Genomic DNA, 26,021 nt, shown 5'->3' with positions numbered 1-26,021 from the left:
GATCGACGCGGATGGTGAGTTGGGGGAGTACGGGTTTGATTCGATCAGTTTGACCGAGTTGGCGAACCGGCTGAACGAGCGGCACGGTCTGGCGCTGGCCCCCACCGTGTTCTTCGAGTACCGGACCGTGGGCAGCCTGGCGGCGCACCTCGTCGACGCGTACGCGCCGCAGATGGCGCGCGTCCACGGCGAGCGGCGGACGGCGCCGAAGCCTGTGCACACGCCCGCACCCGCCGCCCCGTCCGAGGACACCGCACCCCACGACACGGCCCCCACCGGCCCCGCCGAGCCCATCGCCATCATCGGCATGAGCGGCAGCTTCCCCCAGGCGCCCGATCTCGCGGCCTTCTGGGAGAACCTGCGCGACGGCAAGGACTGCATCACGCAGATCCCCGAGGACCGCTGGGACTGGCGGGCGATGCACGAGGACCCTGCCACGCCCGCGAACAGGCGGCACGTGCGCTGGGGCGGCTTCCTTGACGCCGTCGACCGCTTCGACCCGCTCTTCTTCGGCATCTCGCCGCGCGAGGCCACCGCCATGGACCCGCAGCAGCGGCTGCTGCTCACCCATGTATGGAACGCCCTGGAGGACGCCGGGCTCGCGCCGTCGAGCCTGGCCGGCTCCGACACCGCCGTGCTCGTCGGCACCGCGCCCAGCGGCTACGGCAGCCTGGTGCTGAAGGAACAGCAGGGCGAGGACGGGTACGCGGCCACCGGGGTCTCCGGTTCCGTCGGTCCCAACCGGGTCAGCTATCTGCTGGATCTGCACGGCCCCAGCGAGCCGGTCGAGACCGCCTGCTCCAGCTCGCTGGTTGCCCTGCACCGCGCGGTCGAGCTGTTGCGCTCGGGCGCGAGCGGACTCGCCCTGGTGGGCGGCGTGAACACCATCGTCAGTCCCGATCTGCACATCAGTTACAGCCGGGCCGGCATGCTCAGCGAGGACGGCCGCTGCAAGACGTTCGCGGCGGGCGCCGACGGCTATGTGCGCGGCGAGGGCGTGGGCATCCTCGTCCTGAAGCCGCTCGCCGCGGCCGAGCGCGACGGCGACCGCATCCACGGCGTCATCCGCGCCAGCGCCGAGAACCACGGCGGCCGGGCCCACTCGCTCACCGCCCCCAACCCGCAGGCGCAGGCCGAACTCCTCAAGTCCGCCTACCGCCAGGCCGGGATCGACCCGCGCACCGTGACGTACGTCGAGGCGCACGGCACCGGCACCGAGCTGGGCGACCCCGTTGAGTTCGGCGGCCTCAAGAGCGCCTTCGCCGCGCTCGCCGAGGAGGCGCCCGACAGCCTGGGCGAGCCCGCTCGGTGCGCCATCGGCTCGGTCAAGAGCAACATCGGGCACCTCGAACTGGCCGCGGGCGTGGCCGGGGTGATCAAGACGCTGCTGCAGATGAAGCACGGCGAACTGGTCGAGAGCCTGCACTGTGCGGAGCTCAACCCGTATCTGGACCTCGCGGAAGGCCCCTTCCATGTCGTGCGCGAGCGGACGCCCTGGCGGCGGCTGCGAGACGCCGACGGCGCCGACGTACCGCGCCGCGCCGGTGTCAGCTCGTTCGGGTTCGGCGGGGTGAACGCCCACGTCGTGCTGGAGGAGTACCGGGGCGGCGAGCCCCGGCAGGAGGCGGCCGGGAGCCGTCCGGCCCTGGTCGTACTGTCGGCCCGTACGGATGAGCAGCTCACCGGCCGGGTCCGGGACCTGCTCGGCCACCTGAGGGAACACCAGGTGACGGACGCTCAACTCCCCGCCCTCGCCCACACGCTGCAGACCGGCCGTGACGCCATGGAGGAGCGGCTCGCCGTGGCCGTCACCTCGGTGGCGGAGCTGCGCGACCGGCTCGCCGGCCTCCTCGACGGCGTGGCGGACGGCTGGCACCGGGGCTCCGCGCCCCGCCGCGCCCCGCAGGCCGCCGGGCGCGACACCGCACGCCTCGCCGATTCGCACGCCTGGCTGGACGCCCGGGACAACACCCGGGTGCTGGCCGAGTGGGCCGGCGGGCACCCGGTCGACTGGCAGCGGCTGTACGCCCCGGGCGCCCGCCCGGAGCGCCTCGGCCTGCCCACGTACCCCTTCGCCGACGAGCGCTACTGGGCGGGCCGCACCCGCCGCCCGTCCACACCGGCCCGTCCGCACCCGCTGCTGCACCGGGCCGCGTCCGGCGACGCCGACGGAGCCGAGGCGTACGAGTCGCGCTTCGACGGCAGCGAGCCGTTCCTGCGCGACCACCGCGTCCAGGGCGGCCGGGTGCTGCCCGGCGCCGCGCACCTGGAGATGGCGCGTGCCGCGCTCGCCCGGGTGATCGGCCCGGAGCACGCCGACCGCGTCCGGCTGTCCGACGTCGTGTGGCTGCGCCCCGCGCTGTGCGGGCCGGACGGCCTCGACCTGCGCGTCACGGTGCGCAAGCCCGTTGAGAGCACGGGCGCGTACGAGTACGCCATCCACGGCGTCGACGGCGACGGCGAGCGCACCCTGTGCAGCCAGGGCCGGGCGAGCGTGAGCGGCGGCACCGAGAGCCGTCCGCCGCTCCTTGCCGAACTGCGCGCGCACTGCGCCGAGGCCGCGTTCACGGCCGAGGACCTGTACGACCTGTACGCGAAGGTCGGCATGGAGTACGGCCCGGCCCACCGCTCCCTCGCGGGCCTCGGCGTGGGCACCGACGGCGAGGGGCGGCCGCAGGTCCTGGCCGAGCTGCGCCTTCCGGCGGCGGCCGAACCGGTGGACCGCTACCGGCTGCACCCGAGCATCGTCGACGGCGCCCTCCAGGCCACGATCGGCCTCGGCCTGAGTGCCGGGGCGCGCACCGAGCAGGCCGGGCGGCCCGCGTTGCCCTTCGCCCTGCAGGGTCTGACGGTTGCGGGCCCGACCCCCGCGACGGCGTACGCCTGGATCCGCCACCAGGACGGCAGCCGCCCCGACGCCGCCTCCTCCAAGCTCGACGTGAGCATCCTCGACGAGCGCGGCCAGGTGTGCGTGGAGCTGACCGGGCTGAGCGCCCGGGTGCTCCCGGGCGTCCCCGGTGAGCGGCCCGCGCCCGCACCACGTGCGCAGGCGGCGCCGGTGACCGCATCCACCGACGCGCCGTCCGCCGACCGTGCCCTCGACTACCTCCGCGAGCAGTTGGCGGCCGCGCTCGAAGTCGCTCCTGAGCGGCTGGACGTGGACACCCCGCTGGAGCACTACGGCATGGACTCCTTGATGGCGATGGAGCTCACCCGCCACCTCGAAGGGCCGTTCGGACCGCTGTCCAAGACGCTGTTCTTCGAGGTGCGCACCATCAGGGCGCTGAGCGAGCACTTCCTGGCCGAGTACCCGGAGCAGGTGCGGGCGGTCCTCGGCGCGTTCGGTGCCGAGCCGCTGACCCCGTCCGCGTCCGCCGCCCCGGTCAAGCCCAGTGGTGAGCCCCGTGCCTCGCGTGGGCGCACCGACATCGCCATCGTTGGCGTGAGCGGGCGCTATCCGGAGTCTGAGGACCTCGACGCCTTCTGGCAGAACCTGCGCCTGGGCCGCGACTGCATCCGTGAGGTCCCGCAGAGTCGCTGGGACCACCGGGAGCACCCGGGTGGCAAGTGGGGCGGATTCCTCGACGGCGTCGACCGGTTCGACCCGCTGTTCTTCCACATCTCGCCGCGCGAGGCCGAGTACCTGGACCCGCAGGAGCGGCTGTTCCTCCAGTGCGTGCACCACACCCTGGAGGACGCTGGATACACCGGTGCGAACCTGGCCCCGGCCGGCAAGGTGGGGGTGTTCGTCGGTGTGATGTACGAGGAGTACCAGCTCCACGGCGCACAGGCGCAGGCACGCGGGCAGCACGTCGCCCTGTCGGGCAGCCCCTCGTCCATCGCCAACCGCGTCTCGTACTTCTACGACTTCCACGGGCCGAGCATGGCCGTGGACACCATGTGCTCGTCGTCGCTGACCGCGATCCACCTCGCCTGCGAGGCGATCCGCAGCGGTCAGTGCGCATCGGCGGTGGCGGGTGGCGTGAACGTCAGCGTTCACCCCAACAAGTACCTGATGCTCAGTCAGGGTAAGTTCACGGCGAGCGACGGCCGCTGTCGCAGCTTCGGCGAGGGCGGCGACGGCTATGTGCCCGGCGAGGGCGTCGGCGCGGTCCTGCTGAAGCCCCTGGACCGGGCGATCGCGGACGGCGACCACATCCACGCCGTCATCAAGGGCACCGCGCTCAACCACGGCGGCCGCACCCACGGCTTCTCCGTGCCGAGCCCGGTGGCGCAGGGCGAGGTCATCGCGGCGGCGCTGGCCGAGGCCGAGGTCTCCCCGGCGGCGCTGAGCTACCTCGAAGCCCATGGCACCGGCACCGCGCTCGGCGACCCGATCGAGATCGCGGGCCTGGTGAAGGCGTTCCGCACGGCAGGTGACGGCGCGCTGCCGCAGAGCCTGGCGATCGGCTCGGTCAAGTCCAACATCGGCCACTGCGAGAGCGCGGCGGGCATCGCCGCGGTCACCAAGGTGCTGCTCCAGCTCAAGCACCGCGAGCTGGTGCCGAGCCTGCACTCGGCCGTGCCCAACCCGCACATCGACTTCGAGCGGACGCCGTTGCGGGTCCAGCAGCACCTGGAGCCGTGGCACCGCCCGACGCTGACCGTCGGCGGCGAGGAGCATGAACTGCCGCGCGTGGCTGGGGTGTCGAGTTTCGGCGCGGGCGGCTCCAACGCCCATGTGATCCTCGCCGAGTACGAGCCGGAGGCCGCGCACCGCGAGGTGCCAGCCGGGGAGACCCGGCCGGTGGCCGTGGTGCTGTCCGCGATGAGCGAGCAGCAGCTCGTCCAGCAGGCTCGCCAACTGCTGGCCCGCGCTGATGAGTTGGACGATGCCGAACTCGCGGCCGTCGCCTGGACGCTCCAGAGCGGCCGTGTCGCGCTCGACGAGCGGCTCGCCTTCACGGCGACCTCGATCGAGTCCCTCAAGCGGCACCTGGACGCCTTCGTCACCGACCCCGCCGTACCCGGAACCCGGCTGCGCGGGACCGTACGGCCCGACGGCGACGTGCCGCGCGAGAGCGCCGAGACCGTGCGCGCCTGGTGGGATCAGGGGCAGTACGACGAGGTCCTGGCCCGCTGGGTGCGTGGCCTCGCGGTCGACTGGGCGCAGCTGCGCGGGACGGGCGCGCCGGTGCGGCGTATCAGCCTGCCGGGCTACCCGTTCGCCCGCGAGCGCCACTGGCTCGACGCCGACGACGCGGTGGACGTAACGGCCCGGCCCCGCCGCGACGAGCTGCTGCTTCTGCGGCCGGTGTGGGATGAGGCCGCCGCAACGGATGCGGCCGGGTCCGAGGAGTACGCCGAGCACCATGTCGTCCTGATCGGCTCGCTCGACGCCGCCGCGCGCGACGCGTACGCGTCCGAGCTCGCCGGAACGACCACCTTCGAGGTGGTCGAGCAGGGCGAGGGGGCGCTGGATGCTCAGTACATGGACGTCACCCGGCAGGTGTTCGCCCGGATTGGTGAGCTCCTGGCGGGCGGCCCGCGCCGACCGGTGCTGCTCCAGGTGGTCCTGGTGGGCAGCGGCGGCGCCGCGGAGTGCTTCACAGGCCTCACCGGGCTGCTGAGGACCGCCCAGTTGGAGAACCCCCGGCTGCGTACCCAATACCTCGACTGCCTGGACGGGGCCGAGGCTGAGGCCGTCGCCGCCCGGCTGCTCGCCGAGGCGGGTCGCGCGGCCGAGCCCGAGGTGCGGTACCGGGACGGGCGACGGTACGTGCGGCGCCTGGACGAAGTCGCGCCCGCACGCCCGGCGGCGGCGCCGTGGCGCACCGGCGGCGTCTATCTGATCACCGGCGGGGCCGGAGCCCTCGGTCTCGTCGCGGCGCGTGAGATAGCCGACGGCGTCGAGCACGCCACGGTCATCCTCACCGGCCGCTCCCCGCTGGACGCGGAGCAGTCGCGCGCGCTTGACGCCCTGCGGGCGGCCGGGCTGCGCGTCGAGCACCGGCGGGCGGACGTCACCGACTGCGCGGCGGTGGACCGGCTGATCGCGTATATCGAGGACGCCCACGGTCCGCTCACCGGCATCGTGCACAGCGCCGGTGTGCTGAACGACGGCTTCATCGTCAAGAAGACGCCCGAGGAACTGGCCCGCGTGCTGGCCCCCAAGGTGTCCGGCCTGGTCAACCTGGACGAGGCGAGCAAGGGGCACCCGCTGGAGCTCTTCTGCTGCTTCTCGTCCACCAGCGGCGCCTTCGGCAACCCCGGGCAGGCCGACTACGCCGCCGCCAACGCCTTCATGGACGCCTACGCGGCCCACCGCAACCGCCTCGTCGGCGCCGGGCTGCGGCACGGCACGACGCTCTGCGTCAACTGGCCGCTCTGGGAGGACGGTGGCATGCGGGTGAACGACGCGACCAAGGAGCAGCTGAGGCAGATGGACCTCGCGCCCCTGGACACCGGCAGCGCCCTGCGCGCCCTGCGCGTCGGCGCGGCCGCGCACGACAACGGCCTGGACGAGGGCCGCCTGGTGGTCGTCGCGGGCAACCGCGAGGCGCTGCTACCGAGGCTGACAGCCCGTCATATGACAACCGGGGAAGGGGAAGCGGTGCAACAGGAGCAACCCGCATCGGGCGCCGACCGCGCGCTCGTGGACCGTACCGTCCGCCACCTGCGGCAGCTGCTCGCCGGGGCCCTCAAGCTGGGCGTCGAGCGGCTCGACGCCGACACGGCGCTGGAGCGGTACGGAATGGACTCGGTCGTGGCGACCGATCTGATCGCCCGCCTGGAGGAGAGTTTCGGCCCGCTCTCGAAGACGCTGTTCTTCGAGATCCAGACGGTCCGCGCGCTGGGGGAGCACTTCGTGGCCGAGTACGAGGGCGTGCTGCGGACGATGTTCGGTGAGCCCAGGGCGCCGCGCCCGGCCCCGGGCGTCGCCCGGCCCGCCGAGCCCGTGCGCACGGCGGCGGCCGTCACCGCCGTGGCCGACCGGTCCCCGCGCCCCGCTCCCGCGCCCGTCGACCAGGACGTCGCGATCATCGGGATCAGCGGGCGCTACCCGCAGGCCGCGGACCTGGACGCGTTCTGGGGGAACCTGCGGTCCGGCAAGGACAGCGTCACCGAGGTGCCGGCCGAGCGCTGGGACCACGACGCCCTGTTCGACACGGACCGGGACGCGCCCGGCCGCACGTACTGCCGCTGGGGCGGCTTCCTTGACGGCATCGACCGGTTCGACCCGCTGTTCTTCGGTATCTCGCCCCGCGAGGCCGAGGCGATGGACCCGCAGCAGCGGCTCTTCCTGGAGACGGTGTGGGACCTGCTTGAGGGGTCCGGGATCACCCAGGACACCATCGAGCGGCGCTACGGTCGCCGGGTCGGCGTGTACGTCGGCTCGATGTACCAGATGTACCGGGCCGACGAGGCCGATGTGCCGCGCGCGGCGCTGACCTCGGCGACCTCGTACAACATGATCGCCAACCGGGTCTCGTACTTCTTCGGGCTCGAAGGCCCCAGCCTGGCCGTGGACAGCATGTGCTCGTCCTCGGCCCAGGCGATCCACCTCGCCTGCGCGGACCTGCTGCGCGGGGAGAGCGAGCTGGCGATCGCAGGCGGTGTGAACCTGACCGTCCACCCGGACAAGTACCTCGCGCTCTCCCAGGCACAGCTCCTGGGCAGCCACCCGGGCAGCCGCAGCTTCCGTGACGGCGACGGGTACCTGCCCGCCGAAGCCGTCGGCGCGGTGCTGCTGAAGCCGCTGGCCGCAGCCCTGCGCGACGGCGACACCGTGCACGCGGTCGTCAAGGGGAGCGCCTCGCTGCACGGCGGCCGGGCCAACGGTTTCATGACGCCCAGCCACCGCACCCAGGTCGCCGTGATGCGGCGGGCGTTGGAGCGCGCCGGTGCGGCGCCCGAGTCGATCGGTTACGTGGAGGCGGCGGCCAACGGGTCGGCGCTCGGCGACGCCGTCGAGTTCAGCGCGCTGCGCGAGGTCTTCGGCGCGGTGCCCGAGCCGGTCGCGCTCGGTTCGGTGAAGTCCAACCTCGGCCACCCCGAGGCGGCCTCCGGCATCGCCCAGCTGACCAAGGTGGTGCTCCAGCTGCGCCACCGTGAGCTCGCCCCGCTGGTCGGGTCCGGTAGCACCAACCCGAACCTCGACTTCGAAGCCGCGCCCTTCGAGCTGTCCGAGCGGCTCGCGCCGTGGCAGCCGCGCGCCACCGAGGGGCAGGGCGTGCGCCGCGGTCTGATCAACTCCGTCGGCGCGGGCGGCAGTTACGTCAGCCTGGTCGTCGAAGAGGCCCCGGCTGCGGCCGTGGAAGCGGTGGCGGACGACGGCGGGCCGCAGCTCGTCGTGGTCTCGGCCAAGGACCCCGAGCGGCTGCGCGACACGGTCCGACAGCTGCTCGACTGCATCGACGGCGACGCCTCCACCGGCCTCGCGGACCTCGCGTACACCCTCCAGAGCGGGCGCGAGGCGCTGCCTGAGCGGTTCGCTGCCGTCGTGGGCTCGCGGGCCGAGCTGAGCGCCGCGCTCGCCCACCACCTTGGCGAGGCGGACGCTGCTGCCGAGGCGCTCGGAGTCCAGGTCCACGCGGGCAACGCCGAGGACGGCGCCAACCCGCTGACCGCCCTGCTCTCCGGCGTGCACGGCGAGGCGTTCGTCGCCGCGCTGGTCGCCGACGGCGACCTGGACCGGCTCGCCGGGCTGTGGGTCGGCGGCGCCAAGGTCGACTGGGACGCGCTGCACACGGGCCGGCCCCGCAGGAGGGTCACCCTGCCGACGACGCCGTTCCGGCGCAAGCGGTACTGGATCGGCCGCACCTGGCAGCAGCCGCGGCCGGACGGGCAGCAGCCCGGGCGGGACGAGCAGCCGGTGGCCGACAGGGAACCGCAGCCCCGAGAGGCCGCGCAAGGCGCCGGTGCACCGCAGCCGTCCGGGGCCGCGCAGGCCCCCGACGACCTGACCGCCTACCTCGCGGGCTTCTTCGCCGACGCCCTGGGCCTGGACGCGGGCGAACTGCCCGCCGACAAGGACCTGCACGGCTTCGGCGTGGACTCCATCCTCTGGTCGCGGCTCCAGCGCCGGGTCGAGGCCGACCTCGGGCTGCGCCTGTCCACCCGCGACCTGCTGGAGGGCGGCACCCTCGAACGCATCGCGGCCCGCCTCACCGAGCTCCGCGCCGCGACCGGCGCCGCCGAGCCCGCCACCGACCCGGCTCCCGGCCCGGGTCCGGACACCGAAGACCCCCGTGCCGCCAAGGCCCGGGCGCTGGAGCAGTTCCGGCAGGGGCACGTCAGCCTCGAAGATCTGAAGGCACTCATGAAGGAAGCACCGAGCGCGTGAACGAGGATCAGATACTGGCGGGCTTCAAGGCGGGCACCCTCTCCGCCGACGACGTTCTCGCCTTCTACGAAGAGCTCCAGCGGCACCCGGCCGAACGCCCCCTCTCCGAGGGCCAGAAGGGCCTGTGGCTGCTCCACCGGCTGCGGCCCGACGCGGACGTCTACAACGTCCCGGTCTGCTTCCGCACCGAGGCGCCCCTGGACGTCGACCGGCTGCGCCGGGCCTTCGCCCTGGCCGTGGCGGCCCATGCCCAGCTCTCCAGCGGGGTGACGGAGCGGGACGGCTCGCCCTACCTCATCGCCCGCCCCGACCGGCCGGTCCACTTCCGCCACGAGCGGGTGCCGGGTCTTGGCGAGGACGCGCTGCTCGCCGAGGTGCGCCGGGCGGCGAAGACCCCGTTCGACCTGGCGTCGGACCCGCTGGCGCGGGCGTACGTCTATGAGACGGACGCCCCCGGAGCCGTCGTCCTGCTGGTCTTCCACCACCTCGTCTTCGACGGCGCCTCCACCCCGCTGTTCCTGCGGGACCTGGCGTCGGCGTACGAGGCGCTGGTGCGCGGCGCCGACTGGAGCTCGCCCGCGCCGGATGCGTACGACGAGTTCGTCCGATGGGAGCAGGCCTTCCTCGACGGGCCCGAGGGCGCGCGCCACCGCGCGTTCTGGCAGCGGACGCTGGCGGGCGACCTGCCCGTGCTCCGCCTCGGCGTCGAGCGCGCCCCGGCCCCCGGCGCGCCGGTGCTCGGCCGCAGTGCCTCTCTCGCGCTCTCCGGCGCGGCCGGCGGCCGGATGCGCAGCTGGTGCGCGGAGAGCGGAGTGCGGCCCGCCGTGCTCTTCCTCGCGGTGTACGAACTGCTGCTGCACCGCTACAGCGGCGAGCGCGACCTGATCGTCGGCGTGCCGTCGATGGGCCGCCCGGACCTCGCGTACGCCGATTCGGTGGGCTACTTCGTCAACATGGTGCCGGTGCGGTTCGGGCCGCAGCAGGACGTGCCGTTCCGCGACTACGTGCGCGAGCTCTCCCTGGTCCTGGCCGATGGGCTCGACCACGCCGGATACCCGTTCCCGCGCATGGTGCAGGACCTGAACCTCAAGGCCGACCCGGACTCCTCGCCGGTCTTCCAGGTCTCCTACGTCTTCCAGAACCAGCGCATGATGCATGTCGCGGACGAGGTGCTCGGCCTGGAGCTCGCGCGATCGATGCGGTTCGTCGAAGGCATCTCGCAAGAGGGGGAGTTCAAGCTCCACCTGGAGGTCTTCGAGAACGCCGACGACTACGCGCTGCACCTGAGGTATGACGCCCAGCGCTTCGAGGCAGCCGACGTCGAGCGGTTCCTCGGCCACTACCAGCGGCTCCTGGACGCGCTGCTGGACGGCCCCGAGCGGCCGCTGTCGGCCGCCTCGCACCTGTCGGACCAGGAGCGGCACCGGCTGCTGGTGGAGTGGAACGACACCCGGCGCCCCTACTCCGACGCCAGCTCGCTGCCCGAACTGCTCGACGCCGCCGTGGCGCGCCACGGCGAGCGCACCGCCGTGGTGTTCGGCGAGCGCTCCCTGACGTATGCCGAGCTGGCCGCGCGGATCGACGAGGTCGCCGCCGAGCTGCGCGGGCGCGGCGTCACCGCGGACACCGTGGTCGGCGTCTGCATGGAGCGGTCCGTCGAGATGGTGGTCGCCCTGTGGGCGGTCATGAAGGCGGGCGGCGCCTATCTGCCGCTGGAGCCGGGCTATCCGGCCGACCGCCTCGCGTACATGATCGAGGACTCGGGCGCCCGCCTGGTGCTCGCTCAACGGCACGTGAGGGGCGACGTCCTGTCCGCCGCCCGCGAGGTGCTGTACCTCGACCGGGAGGGCCGCGTCGAGGGCGCCGGGTCCGAGCGGTCCGTCGCGGGCGCCTGCGCCGCCACCGCGCGCAGCCTGGCGTACGTCATCTACACCTCCGGCTCCACCGGCCGCCCCAAGGGCGTGATGGTCGAGCACCGGGCGGCCGTGAACCGCATCGAGTGGATGCAGAACGCGTACCGCCTCGACGTGGACGACGTCGTGCTACAGAAGACGCCGTTCAGTTTCGACGTGTCGGTGTGGGAGTTCGTCTGGCCGCTCCTGAACGGTGCCAGGCTGGTCGTCGCCGAACCCGAGGGCCACAAGGACCCCGACTACCTCGTCTCGCTGATCCGCCGTACCGGTGTGACGACCCTGCACTTCGTGCCCTCCATGCTGCGCCTGATGGTGGAGAACGAGGGCTGGGCCCGCTGCACCTCCGTGCGCCGGGTGTTCTGCAGCGGCGAGGCCCTGCCGCCCGAGCTACCGGCGCGCCACTACGCGGTGCACCGCGCGCCGCTGCACAACCTGTACGGCCCGACCGAGGCCGCCATCGACGTCAGCCACTGGACCTGCCCGCCGGGGGAGGGGGCGCGCACGGTCCCGATCGGCCGCCCGATCCAGAACATCCAGCTCCATGTGCTCGACGACTTCGGCCAGTTGGCGGGGGTCGGCTGCGCCGGTGAGCTGTACATCGCGGGGGACGGCCTGGCGCGGGGCTACCTCAACAACCCGGAGCTGACCCGGGACCGGTTCGTGCCGAACCCGTTCGCCACGGTTGCCGGCGCCCGGATGTACCGCACCGGCGACCTGGTGCGGCGTCTCGGAGACGGCACCCTGGAGTTCCTCGGCCGCATCGACAACCAGGTCAAGGTGCGCGGCTTCCGCATCGAGCTCGATGAGATCGAGGCCCGGCTCGGCGCCCACCCCGAGGTGCGCGCGTGCGCGGTGCTGGCCCGCGAGGACAGCCCCGGCGACCCCCGCCTGGTCGGCTACGTGGTGCTTGAGACGGCCTTCGACGAGGTGCCCGGCCGCGACCATCACGCCGAGTTGCTCGCCCACCTCAAGGACGCGCTGCCCGACTACATGGTCCCCGGCGCCCTGGTCCGCCTCGACGCCCTGCCCGTCACGGCCAACGGCAAGCTCGACCGCAAGGCGCTGCCCGCGCCGGACGCCGGTGCGTACGCGGTGCACGCCTACGTCGCCCCGCGCACCCCGGCCGAGGAGGTCCTGGTCGGGATCTGCGCCGAACTGCTCGGGTTCGCGGCGGACCGGATCAGCGTCGAGGACAACTTCTTCGCGCTGGGCGGCCATTCGCTGCTCATCCCCAAGCTCACCGCGCGGCTGACCGCCGCCGGGCTCCACTGCGACCTGCCCGCGGTCTTCGCGGCGGCCACGCTGGCGGAGCTCGCCGCGTCCGTGGACGGCAGCGGCGCGAGGGACACCTTCGTGGTCCCCACCGCGCGCGTTCCCGAGGGCTGCATCCGGATCACGCCCGACATGCTGCCGCTGGTGGAGCTGACCGAGGACGAGCTGGCGGCGGTCGTCGCGGCCGTGCCCGGCGGCGCCGCCAACCTCCAGGACGTGTACCCGCTGGCCGCCCTCCAGGAGGGCATGCTCTTCCACCACCTCAAGGAGAGCGGCCGCGACCCGTATGTGCTGTCCGGAGTGTTCTCCTTCGACAGCCGCGACCACCTGGACCGCTTCGCCGACGCCCTGCGTGCGGTGATCGCCCGCCACGACGCACTGCGCACCGCGATCCTCACCGACGGTCTCGCGCAGCCCGTGCAGGTGGTCGTCCGCCGTGCCGAGCTCACCGTGGACGAGCTCGCGGTCGCTCCTGACAGCTGTGCGGCCGACGAGATCCAGAAGCTGCTGGCCGGTTCGCAGGCGATGCGCCTGGACCGGGCTCCGCTGATCCGGCTGCGAGCGGTCCGCGACCCGCACAGCGGGCAGTGGTCCGCGGTGCTCAATCTGCACCACGTCATCGACGACGCCACCTCCCTCGGCTTCCTGTTCAAGGAGCTCGTGGCGCACATGACGGGCCGGGCCGACGAGCTGGCCGCCCCCGAGCCGTACCGCAACTTCATCGCGCACGCCGCCCACCGGGCCAAGGCCCTGGACCCGGCCGCCTACTTCGGCGACCGGCTCGGCTCCGTCACCGAGCCCACCGTGCTCTTCGCCATGCACGACGTGCACGGCGACGGGCGCCGGGTCGCCGACCTGCGCAAGCCGCTCGATGCGGAGCTCGGCGAGCGGGTGCGCACCCGGGCCAAGGAACTGCGGGTCAGTCCGGCGACGCTCTTCCACGCCGGCTGGGCGCTGGTCGTCGCGGCCTGCGCCGGGCGCGACGACGTGGTGTTCGGGACCGTGATGTCCGGGCGCCTGCAGGGCCCCCGGGGGATCGAGCGGATGCTCGGCAACTTCATCAACACCCTGCCGGTCCGGCTCGACCTCACCGGGCGCGACGTGCGCGAGCTGGTGGCCGAGACCGACCGCGCGCTGCGCGAACTGGTGCGCCACGAGCAGACTCCGCTCGCCGTCGCCCACCGCCACAGCGATGTGCCCCGCGACACCCCGCTCTTCAACGCGATCTTCAACTTCCGTCATCTGGAGTCCGACGACCGCATCGACGAGGACGAGCTGGAGCGCGCGGGCGTAAAGTCACTGGCCGGGGTGATCGAGCGCAGCAACTACCCGGTCGCGCTCTCGGTCGACGACCTGGGGCACTCGTTCTCCGTGGACGCGCAGATCGACCAGGCGCAGGACGCCGCCCTGGTCATCGCGTACCTGGAAGCCGCCATGACCGGGCTGCTCGGCGCACTCGACGCCGAGGAGCCGGTGGCCGCCCTGGACATCTCCGTGCTGCCCGAGGCGATGCGCCGACAGCTGCTCGTCGACGACAACCGCCGCCCGCGTTCGTACGCGGACGACCGCGCGCTGCACGAGCGGTTCGAAGCGGCCGCCGCCGCGACGCCCGACGCCGTCGCCCTGTCCTACGGCGCCGAGAACCTCACCTACCGCGAGCTGAACGCCCGTGCCAACCGGCTCGCCCGCCATCTGCGCGAGCTGGGCGTCGGCCCGGACGTGCTGGTCGCGCTCTGCCTGCCGCGCAGCGAGCACATCGTGATCGGCCTGCTCGCGGTCCTCAAGGCGGGCGGCGCGTATGTGCCGCTCGACCCGGCATCCCCGGTGGACCGCCTCGGCCATCTGCTCACCGACAGCGCGCCGCGCGCCCTGCTGGTGGACGGCCCGCTGCCCGAGGGGCTGCGCGCCCCCGAGGTGCCGGTGGTGGACGTACGGGCCGACGCGGGGCTCTGGGCCGACCGCCCGGACACCGATCTGCCCGTCGCCACCACGGGTCTGACGCCCTCTCACATGGCGTACGTGATCTACACCTCAGGCTCCACCGGCACGCCCAAGGGCGTGATGGTCGAACACCGCAACGCCACCCGGCTGTTCACCGCCACCGAGCCGTGGTTCGGCTTCGGCCGCGACGACGTGTGGACGCTGTTCCACTCGTTCGCCTTCGACTTCTCCGTGTGGGAGATCTGGGGCGCGCTGTTGCACGGCGGCCGTCTGGTGATCGTGCCGCAGGCCACCACCCGCAACCCGAAGGACTTCTACGCCCTGCTGTGCGCTGAGGGGGTGACCGTCCTCAACCAGACGCCCAGTGCCTTCCGGCAGCTGATCGCGGCCCAGGGCGACAGCCCGGCCGCGCACCGGCTGCGCACGGTCGTCTTCGGCGGCGAGGCGCTGGACGTCCCCGCCCTCAAGCCGTGGCTGCGCCGCGCGGCCAACAAGGGCACCCGGCTGATCAACATGTACGGGATCACCGAGACCACCGTGCACGTCACCTACCGGCCGCTCACCGAGGCCGACGCCGAGCTCGCGGTGAGCCCGATCGGCGAGCGGATCCCCGACCTGCGCACCTACGTCCTGGACCGGCACGGGCGGCCCGCCCCCGTCGGCGCGGTCGGTGAGCTGTACGTCGGCGGCGATGGGGTGGCCCGCGGCTACCTCAACCGGCCCGAGCTGACCGCCGAGCGCTTCCTCGACGACCCGTTCTGCCCCGAGCCGGGCGCCCGGATGTACCGCACCGGCGACCTGGCCCGGGTGCTGCCCGACGGCACCCTGGAGTACCTGGGCCGCAACGACGACCAGGTGAAGGTGCGCGGCTTCCGTATCGAGCTCGGTGAGATCGAGGCGAAGCTGCTGGCCCACCCGGGCGTCCAGGACGCGCGCGTGGTGGTGCGCGAGTACGGCGAGGGCGACCAGCGCCTGGTGTCCTACGTCGTGCCCTCGGCCGAGCGCGCGCACGCGGTGCGCGAGCTGCTGCGGATCGAGCGCACCGAGCCCGAGGTACTGGAGCGGACGTACGAACTGCCGGGCGGCATGACGGTGTTCCAGCAGAACCGCAGCGAGACGGACTTCGTCTACGAGGAGATCTTCACCAACCTCGAATACCTGCGCAACGGCATCACCATCCGCGACGGCGACACGATCGTCGACGTCGGTGCCAACATCGGCCTGTTCACCCTGTTCGTGGGGTCGCGTTGCCCCGGCGCGCGCATCTTCGCCTTCGAGCCGATCCCGCCGGTCTTCGACTCGCTGCGCCGCAACGTGGAGCTGCACGGGCTGAACGCCCAGGTGTTCGCGTGCGGCCTGGCGGCCGAGGCCAAGGAGGAGACGTTCACCTTCTACCGCCACAACACCGTCATCTCCAGCAGCGTCACCACCGCCGAGCAGGCGCACGAGATGGTCCGCTCCTACCTGCGCAACCAGGAGGAGCTGACCGAGGACGGCACGGTCGCCGGTGACGAGCTGGTGGCCGAGCTGGTCGACGCGCGTCTGGACAGCGAGCGGTTCACCTGCCAACTGCGTACCTTCTCGGAGATCGTGGCCGAGCAGGGCCTGGACCGCATCGACCTGCTGAAGATCGATGTGGAGAACGCCGAGTACGAGGTGCTCAAGGGCATCTCCTGGCGTGACTGGCCCAAGATCCGCCAGCTGGTGGTGGAACTCCACGACGTGGACGGCCAGTTGGAGAAGGTAGAGACCCTGCTGCGAGCGCTCGGCTACCGGGTGGTCAGCGAGCAGGACAACCGGCTGCTCCAGGGCACCCCGCTCTACAACGTGTACGCGATCCGCGAGGAGGGCGCCCGCGCGCCCGAATCCGGCGAAAAGGAGGCCCCGCCGAGCTGGGCGGCGCGCACCGCGCTGCTCGACGACGTCCGCACCGCCCTGAGCGAGACCCTGCCCGAGTACATGGTCCCGGCCGCCCAGGTCCTGCTCGAAGCACTGCCACTCACCCAGAACGGCAAGCTGGACCACCGGGCGCTGCCTGACCCCGAGAGTGCCCGGAGCCGGGGCGAGCGCCTGGTCGCGCCCCGCACCGACACCGAGCGCGCCGTCGCAGCCGTCTGGGCCGAACTGCTGCACACCGACGTGGAGCACCTCGGCGTGGACAGCAACTTCTTCGCCCTGGGCGGCAACTCGCTGCTGGTGACCCGACTGGTGAACCGCCTCAAGCAGCACAGCGGCGCGGACCTGCCCATCCAGGTCGTCTTCGACGCCCCGACGCTCGCCGGCATGGCCGCTGAGCTGGAGCGACATGCGCCCCCGGGCGGGCAGGACGGCCTGCTCGACGTGGATAGGATCCGCGAGAGCCTCGGTCTGATCGAGAGCATGAGCGACGAAGAGCTGGACGCTCTGGAAAGCCAGAACCAGGAAACCCGGGGCCGATGATGACCACTGTGAACGACGCCAGCGCCGACCTGATCAAGAAGATCAGGTCGCTGCCCGCCAAGCGGCAGCGCGCCCTGATCGCGCTGCTGCGCAAGCAGGGCGTGGACCTCTCCGCGCTCGACACCATCCCCCGGCACCCCCGGTCCGCGACCGAGCCGGTGCGGCTCTCCTTCGCCCAGCAGCGGCTGTGGTTCCTGGCCCAGCTGGACGGGACCAGCGCGTACTACAACATCCCGATGGCGCTGCGGCTCAGCGGTCCCCTGGACCGCCCCGCCCTGCAGCGGGCGCTGGCCCGGATCGTCCAGCGCCACGAGGCGCTGCGCACCCGCTTCGTGGAACGCGACGGCGTCCCGTACCAGGAGATAGGCGACGGCAGCGACTTCGCCGTGGCCTACGAGGAGCTCGCCGACCCGGCGGAGCTCGCCGGAGTGTGCGAGCGCGAGGCCGTCGCACCCTTCGACCTGGCGCACGAGTCCCTGATCCGGGTCCGTCTGCTGCGCGAGTCCGAGCGGGCACACGTCCTGTTGGTGACCATGCACCACAGCGTCTGTGACGGCTGGTCGCTCGGCGTCTTCTTCCGCGAGCTGGTCACGCTGTACGAGGCGTACTGCGCGGGCGCCGAGTCGCCGCTCGACGAACTGTCGATCCAGTACGCGGACTACGCGCACTGGCAGCGCCAGTGGCTGGTCGACGAGGTGCAGGAGCGCCAGGTCGGCTACTGGAAGGAGCGCCTGGCCGGGGTCGACGCCCGGCTGACCCTGCCCGCCGACCTGCCGCGCCCCGAGCTCAAGACGTACCAGGGCAGGCACGAGCGGTTCACCTGCCCGCCCGAGCTGCTGCGGCGGCTGCGCGAGGTGAGCGAGCGGCACGACGTCACCCTATACATGACGCTGCTCGCGGTGTACACGCTGGCCCTGCATCAGTACACCGGCCAGAGCGACATCGCGGTGGGCACCCCGGTGGCGGGCCGCAATCGGCTGGAGGCCGAGGGCCTGATCGGGTTCTTCGCCAACACCCTGGTCATGCGCACCGACCTGTCCGGCGACCCGTCCTTCCCCGAGCTGCTCGCCCGGGTCAAGGAGGGCGCGCTGGAGGCCTACGACCACCAGGACGTGCCGTTCGAGGCGGTCGTGGACGCGCTGAACCTGGAGCGCAGCCTCAGCCACTCGCCGGTCTTCCAGACCATGTTCGTGCTCCAGGAGGCGCAGTCCGAGCGCGAGGTCCGGCTCGGCGCGCTCGACGTCTCGCTGATCGAGTTCGACTTCGACATCACCAAGTTCGACCTCACCCTGGATCTGCGCGAGACGCCGGACGGGCTGGTCGGCGCGGTGGAGTACACCACAGCGCTGTACGAGAGCGCGACCGTGCGGCGCTTCATCGCCCACTACACCCGGCTGCTCGCCGCTGTCGCCGACGAGCCCGGCGCGCGCATCTCCCGCCTCTCCGCGCTCGACGAGGCCGAGCGCCACCAGGTCCTCGACCGGTGGAACGACACCCGCCACCCCTTCTCCGACGAGAGCTGTCTGCACGAGCTGTTCGAGGCGGCCGTGGCGCGCCACCCCGAGCGCATCGCGCTCGTGTTCGGCGACGACACGCTCAGCTACGCCGAGCTCAACGCCCGCGCCAACCGCCTCGCGCACGCCCTGCGGCGCCATGGCGTCGGCCCGGACACCGTGGTCGGCCTGCGCATGGAACGCTCCGTGGAGATGGTGGCCGCGATCCTGGGCATCCAGAAAGCGGGCGGCGCCTATCTGCCCATCGAGCCCACCCACCCCGCCGAGCGCACCGCGTACGTGATCGAGAGCTCCGGCGTCGAGGTCGTCCTCACCCAGCCGCACCTGGACACCGACGCGGTGTCCGGCGTATCGCATCTGCTCACCGTCGACGCCCAGGGACGGGTCGCGCACGCGGGCGAGGAGCTCACCGGCCTGGGCGAGGACAACCTCGACCCGGCCGAACTCGTGCTGAACGCGGGCCACTTGGCGTACGTCATCTACACCTCCGGATCCACCGGCCGCCCCAAGGGCGTGATGATCGAGCACCGCGCGGCGGTGAACCGCATCGAGTGGATGCAGCACACCTACGACCTGGGCGAGGACGACGTCGTCCTGCAGAAGACGCCGTTCGGCTTCGACGTGTCGGTGTGGGAGTTCTTCTGGCCGCTGATGGCGGGCGCGCGCCTCGTCGTCGCCGAGCCCGAGGGCCACAAGGACCCCGCTTACCTCCTCTCCCTCATCCGTCGCACCGGCGTGACCACCCTGCACTTCGTGCCGTCGATGCTGCGCGCGGTCGTGGAGCAGGCGGGCTGGGCCGACTGCGCCTCGGTGCGCCAGGTGTTCTGCAGCGGCGAGGCCCTGCCCGGCGATCTCTGCGCCCGGCACTACGCCCTGCACCCCGCCCCGCTGCACAATCTGTACGGCCCCACCGAGGCGGCCGTCGACGTCAGCCACTGGACCTGCCCGGCCGACCGGCCGCTGCGCAGGGTCCCCATCGGCAGCCCCATCCACAACATCCAACTGCACGTCCTGAACGAGGCGTTGGAGCCGCAGGGCATCGGGTGCGTGGGCCAGCTGTACATCGCCGGGGCCGGGCTCGCGCGCGGCTACCTCAACAACCCGGACCTGACCCGCGAGCGGTTCGTGCCCAACCCGTTCGACGACGCGCGGGGCGCCCGGATGTACCAGACCGGCGACCTGGTGCGGCGGCTCGCCGACGGCACCCTGGAGTTTTTGGGGCGCATCGACGACCAGGTCAAGCTGCGCGGCTACCGCATCGAGCTCGGCGAGATCGAACATCGCCTGGCCCAGCACCCTGCAGTGCGCGCGTGCGTCGTGGTCGTCCGTGAGGACCAGCCCGGCAGCCCGCAGCTGGTGGCGTACACGGTCCTGGAAGGCGAACCCGCCGACCACCGCGGCGAGTTCGCCGCGCACCTGGAGCGCGCCCTGCCCGAATACATGGTGCCCAGCGCCTTCGTGGTCCTGGGCGCGCTGCCCGTCACCGCCAACGGCAAGCTCGACCGCAAGAGCCTGCCCGCACCGGGCATCGACGCCTACGCCCAGCGTGCCTACGTCGCCCCACGCCCCGGTACCGAGCAGCTGCTCGCGGACGTCTGGGCCGAGTTGCTCGGCTTCGACGGGCAGAAGATCAGCGCCGAGGACAACTTCTTCGCGCTGGGCGGCCATTCGCTGCTCATCACCGTCCTGATCGCCCGCCTGAAGGAGCACGGCCTCGCCGTCACCGTCCGGGCGGTGTTCAACGCCCCCACCCTGGCGCTGCTCGCGGCAGAGATCGACGGCGCCGAGGCGCACGCCGACTTCACCGTCCCGCCGAACCTCATACCGGCGCACTGCGAGCGGATCACCCCCGCGATGCTGCCGCTGGTGGACCTCACCCAGGCACAGCTCGACACGGTGGTGGCGACCGTGCCCGGCGGGGCGCCCAACGTGCAGGACATCTACCCGCTGGTGCCCTCGCAGGAAGGCATCCTCTTCCATCACCTGATGGATCCCGACAACGACCCGTACGTCATCCCGATCCTGCTGGCCGCCGGGGACGCGGCCGCCGGGGACGCGTTCGCCGCCGCGCTCCAGTCGCTGATCGACCGGCACGACGTGATGCGCACCGCCGTGCTGACGGCCGGGCTGAGCGAACCCGTGCAGGTCGTCCACCGCACCGCCCAGCTGCCCGTCGAGCACGTGAGCCTCGACCCGGACCGGGACGCCGAGGAGCAGGCCCGCGCTCTGCTGGAGCAGCCCGGACGGATGACGCTCGGCCGAGCCCCGCTGCTGAAGCTGGCCCTTGCCCAGGACCCGCACTCCGCGCGGCAGTTCCTGCTGCTCAGCGCACACCACCTCATCGAGGACGCGACCTCGCTGCGCCTGATCCTCGACGAGCTCGTCACCCATATGTCGGGGCGCGTCGACCGCCTCGCGCCGCCCGCGCCCTACCGCGACTTCGTCGCCCACACCCTGCACCGGGTGGCCTCGGACGACGCCGAGACGTTCTTCCGCGACCGGCTCGGCGACGTCACCGAGCCGACCACGCCGTTCGGCCTGAGCGATGTGCGCGGCGACGGGCGCGGGGTGCGCGATCTGCGGCGCTCGCTGGCGCCGGGCCTGACCCGCGATCTGCGCGCCCAGGCCCAGCGGCTGCGCACCAGCCCGGCGGCTCTGTGCCACGCGGCTTGGTCCGTGGTGGTGGCGGCGTGCAGCGGCCGCGACGACGTGGTGTTCGGCACCGTCCTGTCGGGCCGTCTGCAGGGCGTCCCCGGCGTGGAGCGGATGCTGGGCAACTTCATCAACACCCTGCCGCTGCGGGTGCGCCTGGCCGGGCGCACCGTGGGCGAGCTGGTCGCCGAGGTCGACTCCGCGCTCAAGGAGCTGATCACGTACGAGCAGAGCTCGCTGATCGCCGCCCAGCGGTGCAGCGGGGTCGAGGGTGACGTCCCGCTCTTCAGCTCGATGGTCAACTTCCGTCACTTCGAGCCCGGCCGCGACGACGACGCGCCCACCGGCACCGACGCCCAGGGCGTGCGCTGGCTCGGCTCGGTCGACCGCACCAACTACCCGGTGGGTCTGTCCATCGACGACACCGGCACCGAGCTCTCCCTCAATGCCCAGGTCGACGCCTCGCTGTCGCCCGATGCGCTGATCGGCTACCTCGAAGCGGCGCTGACCGGCATCGTCACCGCGCTGGCCACCGACGGCGGCGCGAGCACCGAAGCGCTCACCATGGACATCCTGCCCGCACCCGAGCGCCGTCGGCTGCTCATCGACTGGAACGCCACCGCGCACCCGTATCCGCAGGACAGCTGTCTCTTCGAGCTGTTCGAGGAGCAGGTGGAGCGGCGGCCCGACGCCGTCGCCGTCGAGCACGGCGACACCGCGCTGACCTACGCCGAGCTCAACGCCCGCGCCAACCGCGTAGCCCACGCGCTGCGTGAGCGGGGGGTGGGCCCGGACACCCTGGTGGGGCTGTGCGCCGAGCGCTCGCCCGAGCTTGTCGTCGGCCTGCTCGGCATCCTGAAGGCGGGCGGCGCCTATGTGCCGATCGACCCGGGCTATCCCGAGGCCCGCATCCGTACGCTCATCGAGAGCTCCGGCGTCACCCTGGTGCTCAGCCAGTCGCATCTGCCGACCGCCCTGCTCGACGGCACGGACGTGCTGCACCTGGACACCGGGCAGCGCGCGGCGGACGGTGTCCAGGTTCTGGCTGAGCGCCCCGAGCACAACCTGAATGGCGCCGAACTCGGTCTCACCCCCGACCACTTGGCGTATGTGATCTTCACCTCTGGCTCCACGGGTGTGCCCAAGGGTGTGCTCGTCGAGCAGCGGGGTGTGGTGCGTCTGGTGCGCAACCGGGAGTACTTCCCGACCGACGAGCGGACCGTGGTGCTGCACCACTCGTCGATCTCGTTCGACGTCGGCTCGCAGGAGGTGCTCGGCCCGCTGCTCAACGGAGGGCGGCTGGTGCTGCACGACGGCGACTCCAAGGACGTCGGGCAGCTGCTGGACCGCGTGGAGCGCTCCGGGGTCACCATGATGGCGCTGACGGCCGCGTTCCTGCCCGCGTTCGCCGAGGCCTCCCGCCACCGCACGCTGCCGCTGGCCTATCTGGGCGTGGGCGGCGAGGCGTTCTCCGCCCGCGACGTGCGCACGCTGTACGCGGCGCACCCGGGCCTCACCGTCGTCAACGCCTACGGCCCCACCGAGAACAGCATCGCCTCCACCTGCCACGAGATCCCGCGCGACCTCGCCGAGGACGCGCCGATCCCGATCGGCCGCCCCATCGGCCAGGCCACCGCCCATGTCACCGGCCCCGGACTGCGCCTGGTGCCGTGCGGCGTGGTGGGCGAGCTGTGCGTGGGCGGCGCGGGTGTGGCGCGCGGCTACCTCGGCAACCCCGAGCTGACCGGGGAGAAGTTCGTCGCCGACCCGTTCTGCGACGCTCCGGGCGCGCGTCTGTACCGCACCGGCGACCTGGTGCGCCGACTGCCGGACGGCGCCCTGGAGTTCGTCGGCCGCATCGACGACCAGGTGAAGGTGCGCGGTTTCCGCGTCGAGCTCGGCGAGATCGAGAGCGCGCTGCACACCCACCCCTCGGTGCACAGCGCCGTCGTCACCACCCGCGACAGCGGCGACACCAAGACGCTCGTCGCCTACGTCCGCCCCACGGACACCTGGCTGGACGCGGCCGCCGAGGAGCAGAACGGCGAACACCTCGGCCAGTGGCAGAAGCTCTTCGAGGACCAGTACGCAGCGGCCGACGACGCGACCGCCGACGCCGAGCTCAACCTGGTCGGCTGGAACAGCAGTTACACCGGTGAGCTCATCCCCGAGCCCGAGATGCGCGAGTGGATCGACGGCACGGTGGCGCAGATCGAGGAGCTGCGGCCCCGGCGGCTCCTGGAGATCGGCTGCGGCACCGGACTGCTCCTGTACCGCTACGCGGGCGCCTGCGAGTCGGTGCACGCCGTCGACATCTCCACCTCGGCGCTCGCCGGGGTGAAGCGCGGCGCCGCTCGGCGCGGCTGGTCGCACGTCACCCTGAGCCAGGGCGACGCCCTGTCGGTGACGGCACCCGAAGGCACCACGTTCGACACGGTCGTCCTCAACTCCGTCGTCCAGTACTTCCCCAACCGCCTCTACCTGGAAGAGGCCATCGCCAAGATCCTGCCGCTGGTCGAGGACGGCGGCCGCATCCTGATCGGCGACGTCCGCAACCTCGACCTGTTCTCCGCGCACCTGGGCGCGATGGAGCGCAGCCGTACGCAGGTGCGCACCTCGGCCGGGGCGCTCGCCGCCCAGGTCCAGCGCCGCCGCCGGCAGGAGGGCGAGCTGCTGGTCAGCCCGACCTTCTTCGCGGGCCTGGGCGAGCGCTTCCCGGAGCTGGGCGCCGTCGACCTGATGGTCAAGCGGGGCCTGGGCGACAACGAGATGCTCAGCTACCGCTACGACGTGGTGCTCACCAAGGGCGCGAGCGCGCCCGCCGAGCCGCTGCCGTGGCTGCGGGCCGACTCGCCGCAGGCGCTGCGCGCCCTGCTGGCGGGCGAGGTGCCCGAGCGGTTCGGTGTCACCGGCCTGACCAACCCCCGCATCGAGGACGACGTCCTGGTGGCCGAGGGCCTGACGCGCTGGCCCGCCAACCGCCCGATCGACCCGCTGCCGGGCGGCGCCCGCCTGTCCGCGGCGGCCACCGAGCGGGTACGCGAGCTGGAGTCGGCCCTGCGGTACGCGGAGGAGAGCGGGTTCACCGTCGCCGTGACCTGGTCGCAGGACCGCCCCGAGGGCCTGGACCTCGTCCTCGGCAAGGGGGAGCTGCCCCGGGTGCGGGCACGCGGCGCCTACCGCCGCCCACAGCTCGCCAACGCCCCGCAGGTGGCGCGGATGGGCCAGAGCATGACCCGGGTGCTGCGCGAGCACCTGTCGGCCAGAGTGCCCGAGTACATGGTGCCCAGCGTGTTCGTGGCGCTCGAAGAGCTGCCGATCACCACCAACGGCAAGGTCGACAAGAAGGCGTTGCCCGCCCCGGACGAGAGCGACCTCCACAAGGAGGTGTACGTCGCCCCACGCACCGAGACCGAGCGGACGCTGTGCCGTCTGGTCGAGGACGTGCTGGGTCTTGGCCGGGTCGGTCTGGAAGACGGCTTCTTCGACCTGGGCGGCCACTCGCTGCTCGCCACCCGGCTCACCATCCGGGTCAAGCAGGAGACCGGCAGGGAACTGCCGCTCCAGGTGATCCTGAGCGGCGCCACCGTCCAGGAGATGGCGGCGGCCCTGGAGTCCCCGGCGGACGAATCGATGGCGCTTGAGCTGCCCGCGCCGGGCGAAAGCGCCCTGAGCGCGCCGCTCTCGCTGCAGCAGAGCGAGCTGTGGTTCCTCAACCACCGTGCGCACCTGGGCACGGCGTACGACAACGTGCAGATGGCCTACCGGATCGTCGGCACCCTGGACCGCGCCGCCTACGCCCGCGCCTTCGAGGCGCTGGTGGCCCGGCACGCGGTGCTGCGCACCAGCTATGTCCTGCGCGACGGGGCATACGTCCAGCAGGTCAACGGCGCCGGCGGTTTCGCCGTCGCCTTTGAGGAGATGGCCGGGGACGCGGCGGTGGCCGAGTGGCTGCGGGCCGAGCGTGCCCGGCCGTTCGCGCCGCAGGACCGCCATATGCTGCGGGTGCATCTGCTGACGCTGTCGCCGCACGAGCACATCGCCGTCGTTACCCGTCCGTGGGGCATCTTCGACGGCTGGTCCACCGGCGTCTTCCTGACCGAGCTGAACACGGTGTACACGGCGCTGCGCCGGGGCGCCGAGCCGGAGCTGCCCGAACTGCCGCTCCAGTACGCCGACTTCACACTCTGGCAGCATCGCGCGGCCGACGCGGCGGAGCTCGACCGGCAGGAGGCGTACTGGCGCGGTCAGCTGGCCGGGCTGCCGGCCTGCCTCTCGCTGCGCACCGACTACCGCCGCCCCGCCGTCAAGTCCCACCGGGGCTCGACGGTCGCGGTGAACGTCCCGGCCGAGCTGCTCGTACAACTGCGGCGGTACGGCCAGGAGCGGGGTGTCACGCTCTACATGACGCTCCTGTCCGCCTTCGCGGTGCTGCTCGGCGCTTACAGCGAGGACCGCGAGGCGGCCATCGGCTCGCCGGTGACCAACCGCCCGGACCCGGCGCTTGAGCAGCTGATCGGCTACTTCATCAACGTGCTGGTGCTGCGGCTCGACACGGCGGGGGAGCGCAGCCTCGACGAGCTCCTGGCCCAGGCCAAGCGGGTCACGGCCGAGGCGCACGAGCACAAGGACGTGCCGTTCGCGCGACTCGCCCAGGAGCTGGTCGCCGAGCCCGATCCGGCGCACTCGCCGCTGTTCCAGGCCATGTTCAACCTGATCCCGGCGCCCGCGCCGACGCCGCCGGGCGAGGAGGCTCCGGTACCGGAGTTCGCCACGCTGGCGGTGTCCTCGGACGCCGGGGTGGCGAAGTTCGACCTCAACCTGGTGGTGCGGGAGACTCCGGCGGGCCTGAACGGCTATCTGGAATACAGCACCGATCTGTTCGCTGCTCGGACGGCCGAGCGGATGGCCGCGCTGTACGAGCGGCTGCTGCTGAAGATCGTCGCGAACCCGGGTGCGGCCCTGGCCGAGCTACGGGCGGCCGCGGCCGCCGCGGAGCTGTGA

The 26,021-nt window shown here is 72.5% G+C and carries 3 protein-coding genes (1 of these 3 running past the window's edge); all 3 read left to right on the top strand.

All coding sequences use genetic code 11. The features are described 5' to 3' along the window. Tightly spaced (each overlapping or abutting the next), the 3 genes in view from BG418_RS39730 to BG418_RS08830 form a layout consistent with a single transcriptional unit that may run on beyond the window. Positions 1–9,286, top strand: partial view of an SDR family NAD(P)-dependent oxidoreductase gene (locus tag BG418_RS39730; RefSeq protein WP_223184546.1) — the 3' portion only. The gene continues 4,451 nt to the left of window position 1, outside the view; only the last 9,286 of its 13,737 coding nucleotides appear in the window; the start codon falls outside the window, past its left edge; it ends in the stop codon at positions 9,284–9,286. After that, positions 9,283–16,851 carry a non-ribosomal peptide synthetase gene (locus tag BG418_RS08835; protein WP_188273167.1) on the top strand — a complete coding sequence of 2,523 codons (7,569 nt, stop codon included), beginning with the start codon at positions 9,283–9,285 and terminating at the stop codon, positions 16,849–16,851. The genes BG418_RS39730 and BG418_RS08835 overlap by 4 nt, the downstream gene beginning before the upstream one ends. After that, the gene (locus BG418_RS08830) at positions 16,848–26,021 is read left to right on the top strand and encodes a non-ribosomal peptide synthetase (protein WP_188273166.1); all 9,174 of its coding nucleotides are present in this window, start codon (positions 16,848–16,850) and stop codon (positions 26,019–26,021) included. The genes BG418_RS08835 and BG418_RS08830 overlap by 4 nt, the downstream gene beginning before the upstream one ends.

The organism is Streptomyces sp. CBMA152, assembly GCF_014596475.1.
Lineage (GTDB): Bacteria > Actinomycetota > Actinomycetes > Streptomycetales > Streptomycetaceae > Streptomyces.
Note: the sequence above shows the minus strand (reverse complement) of the source record. Positions and strands in the feature narration are given on the sequence as shown.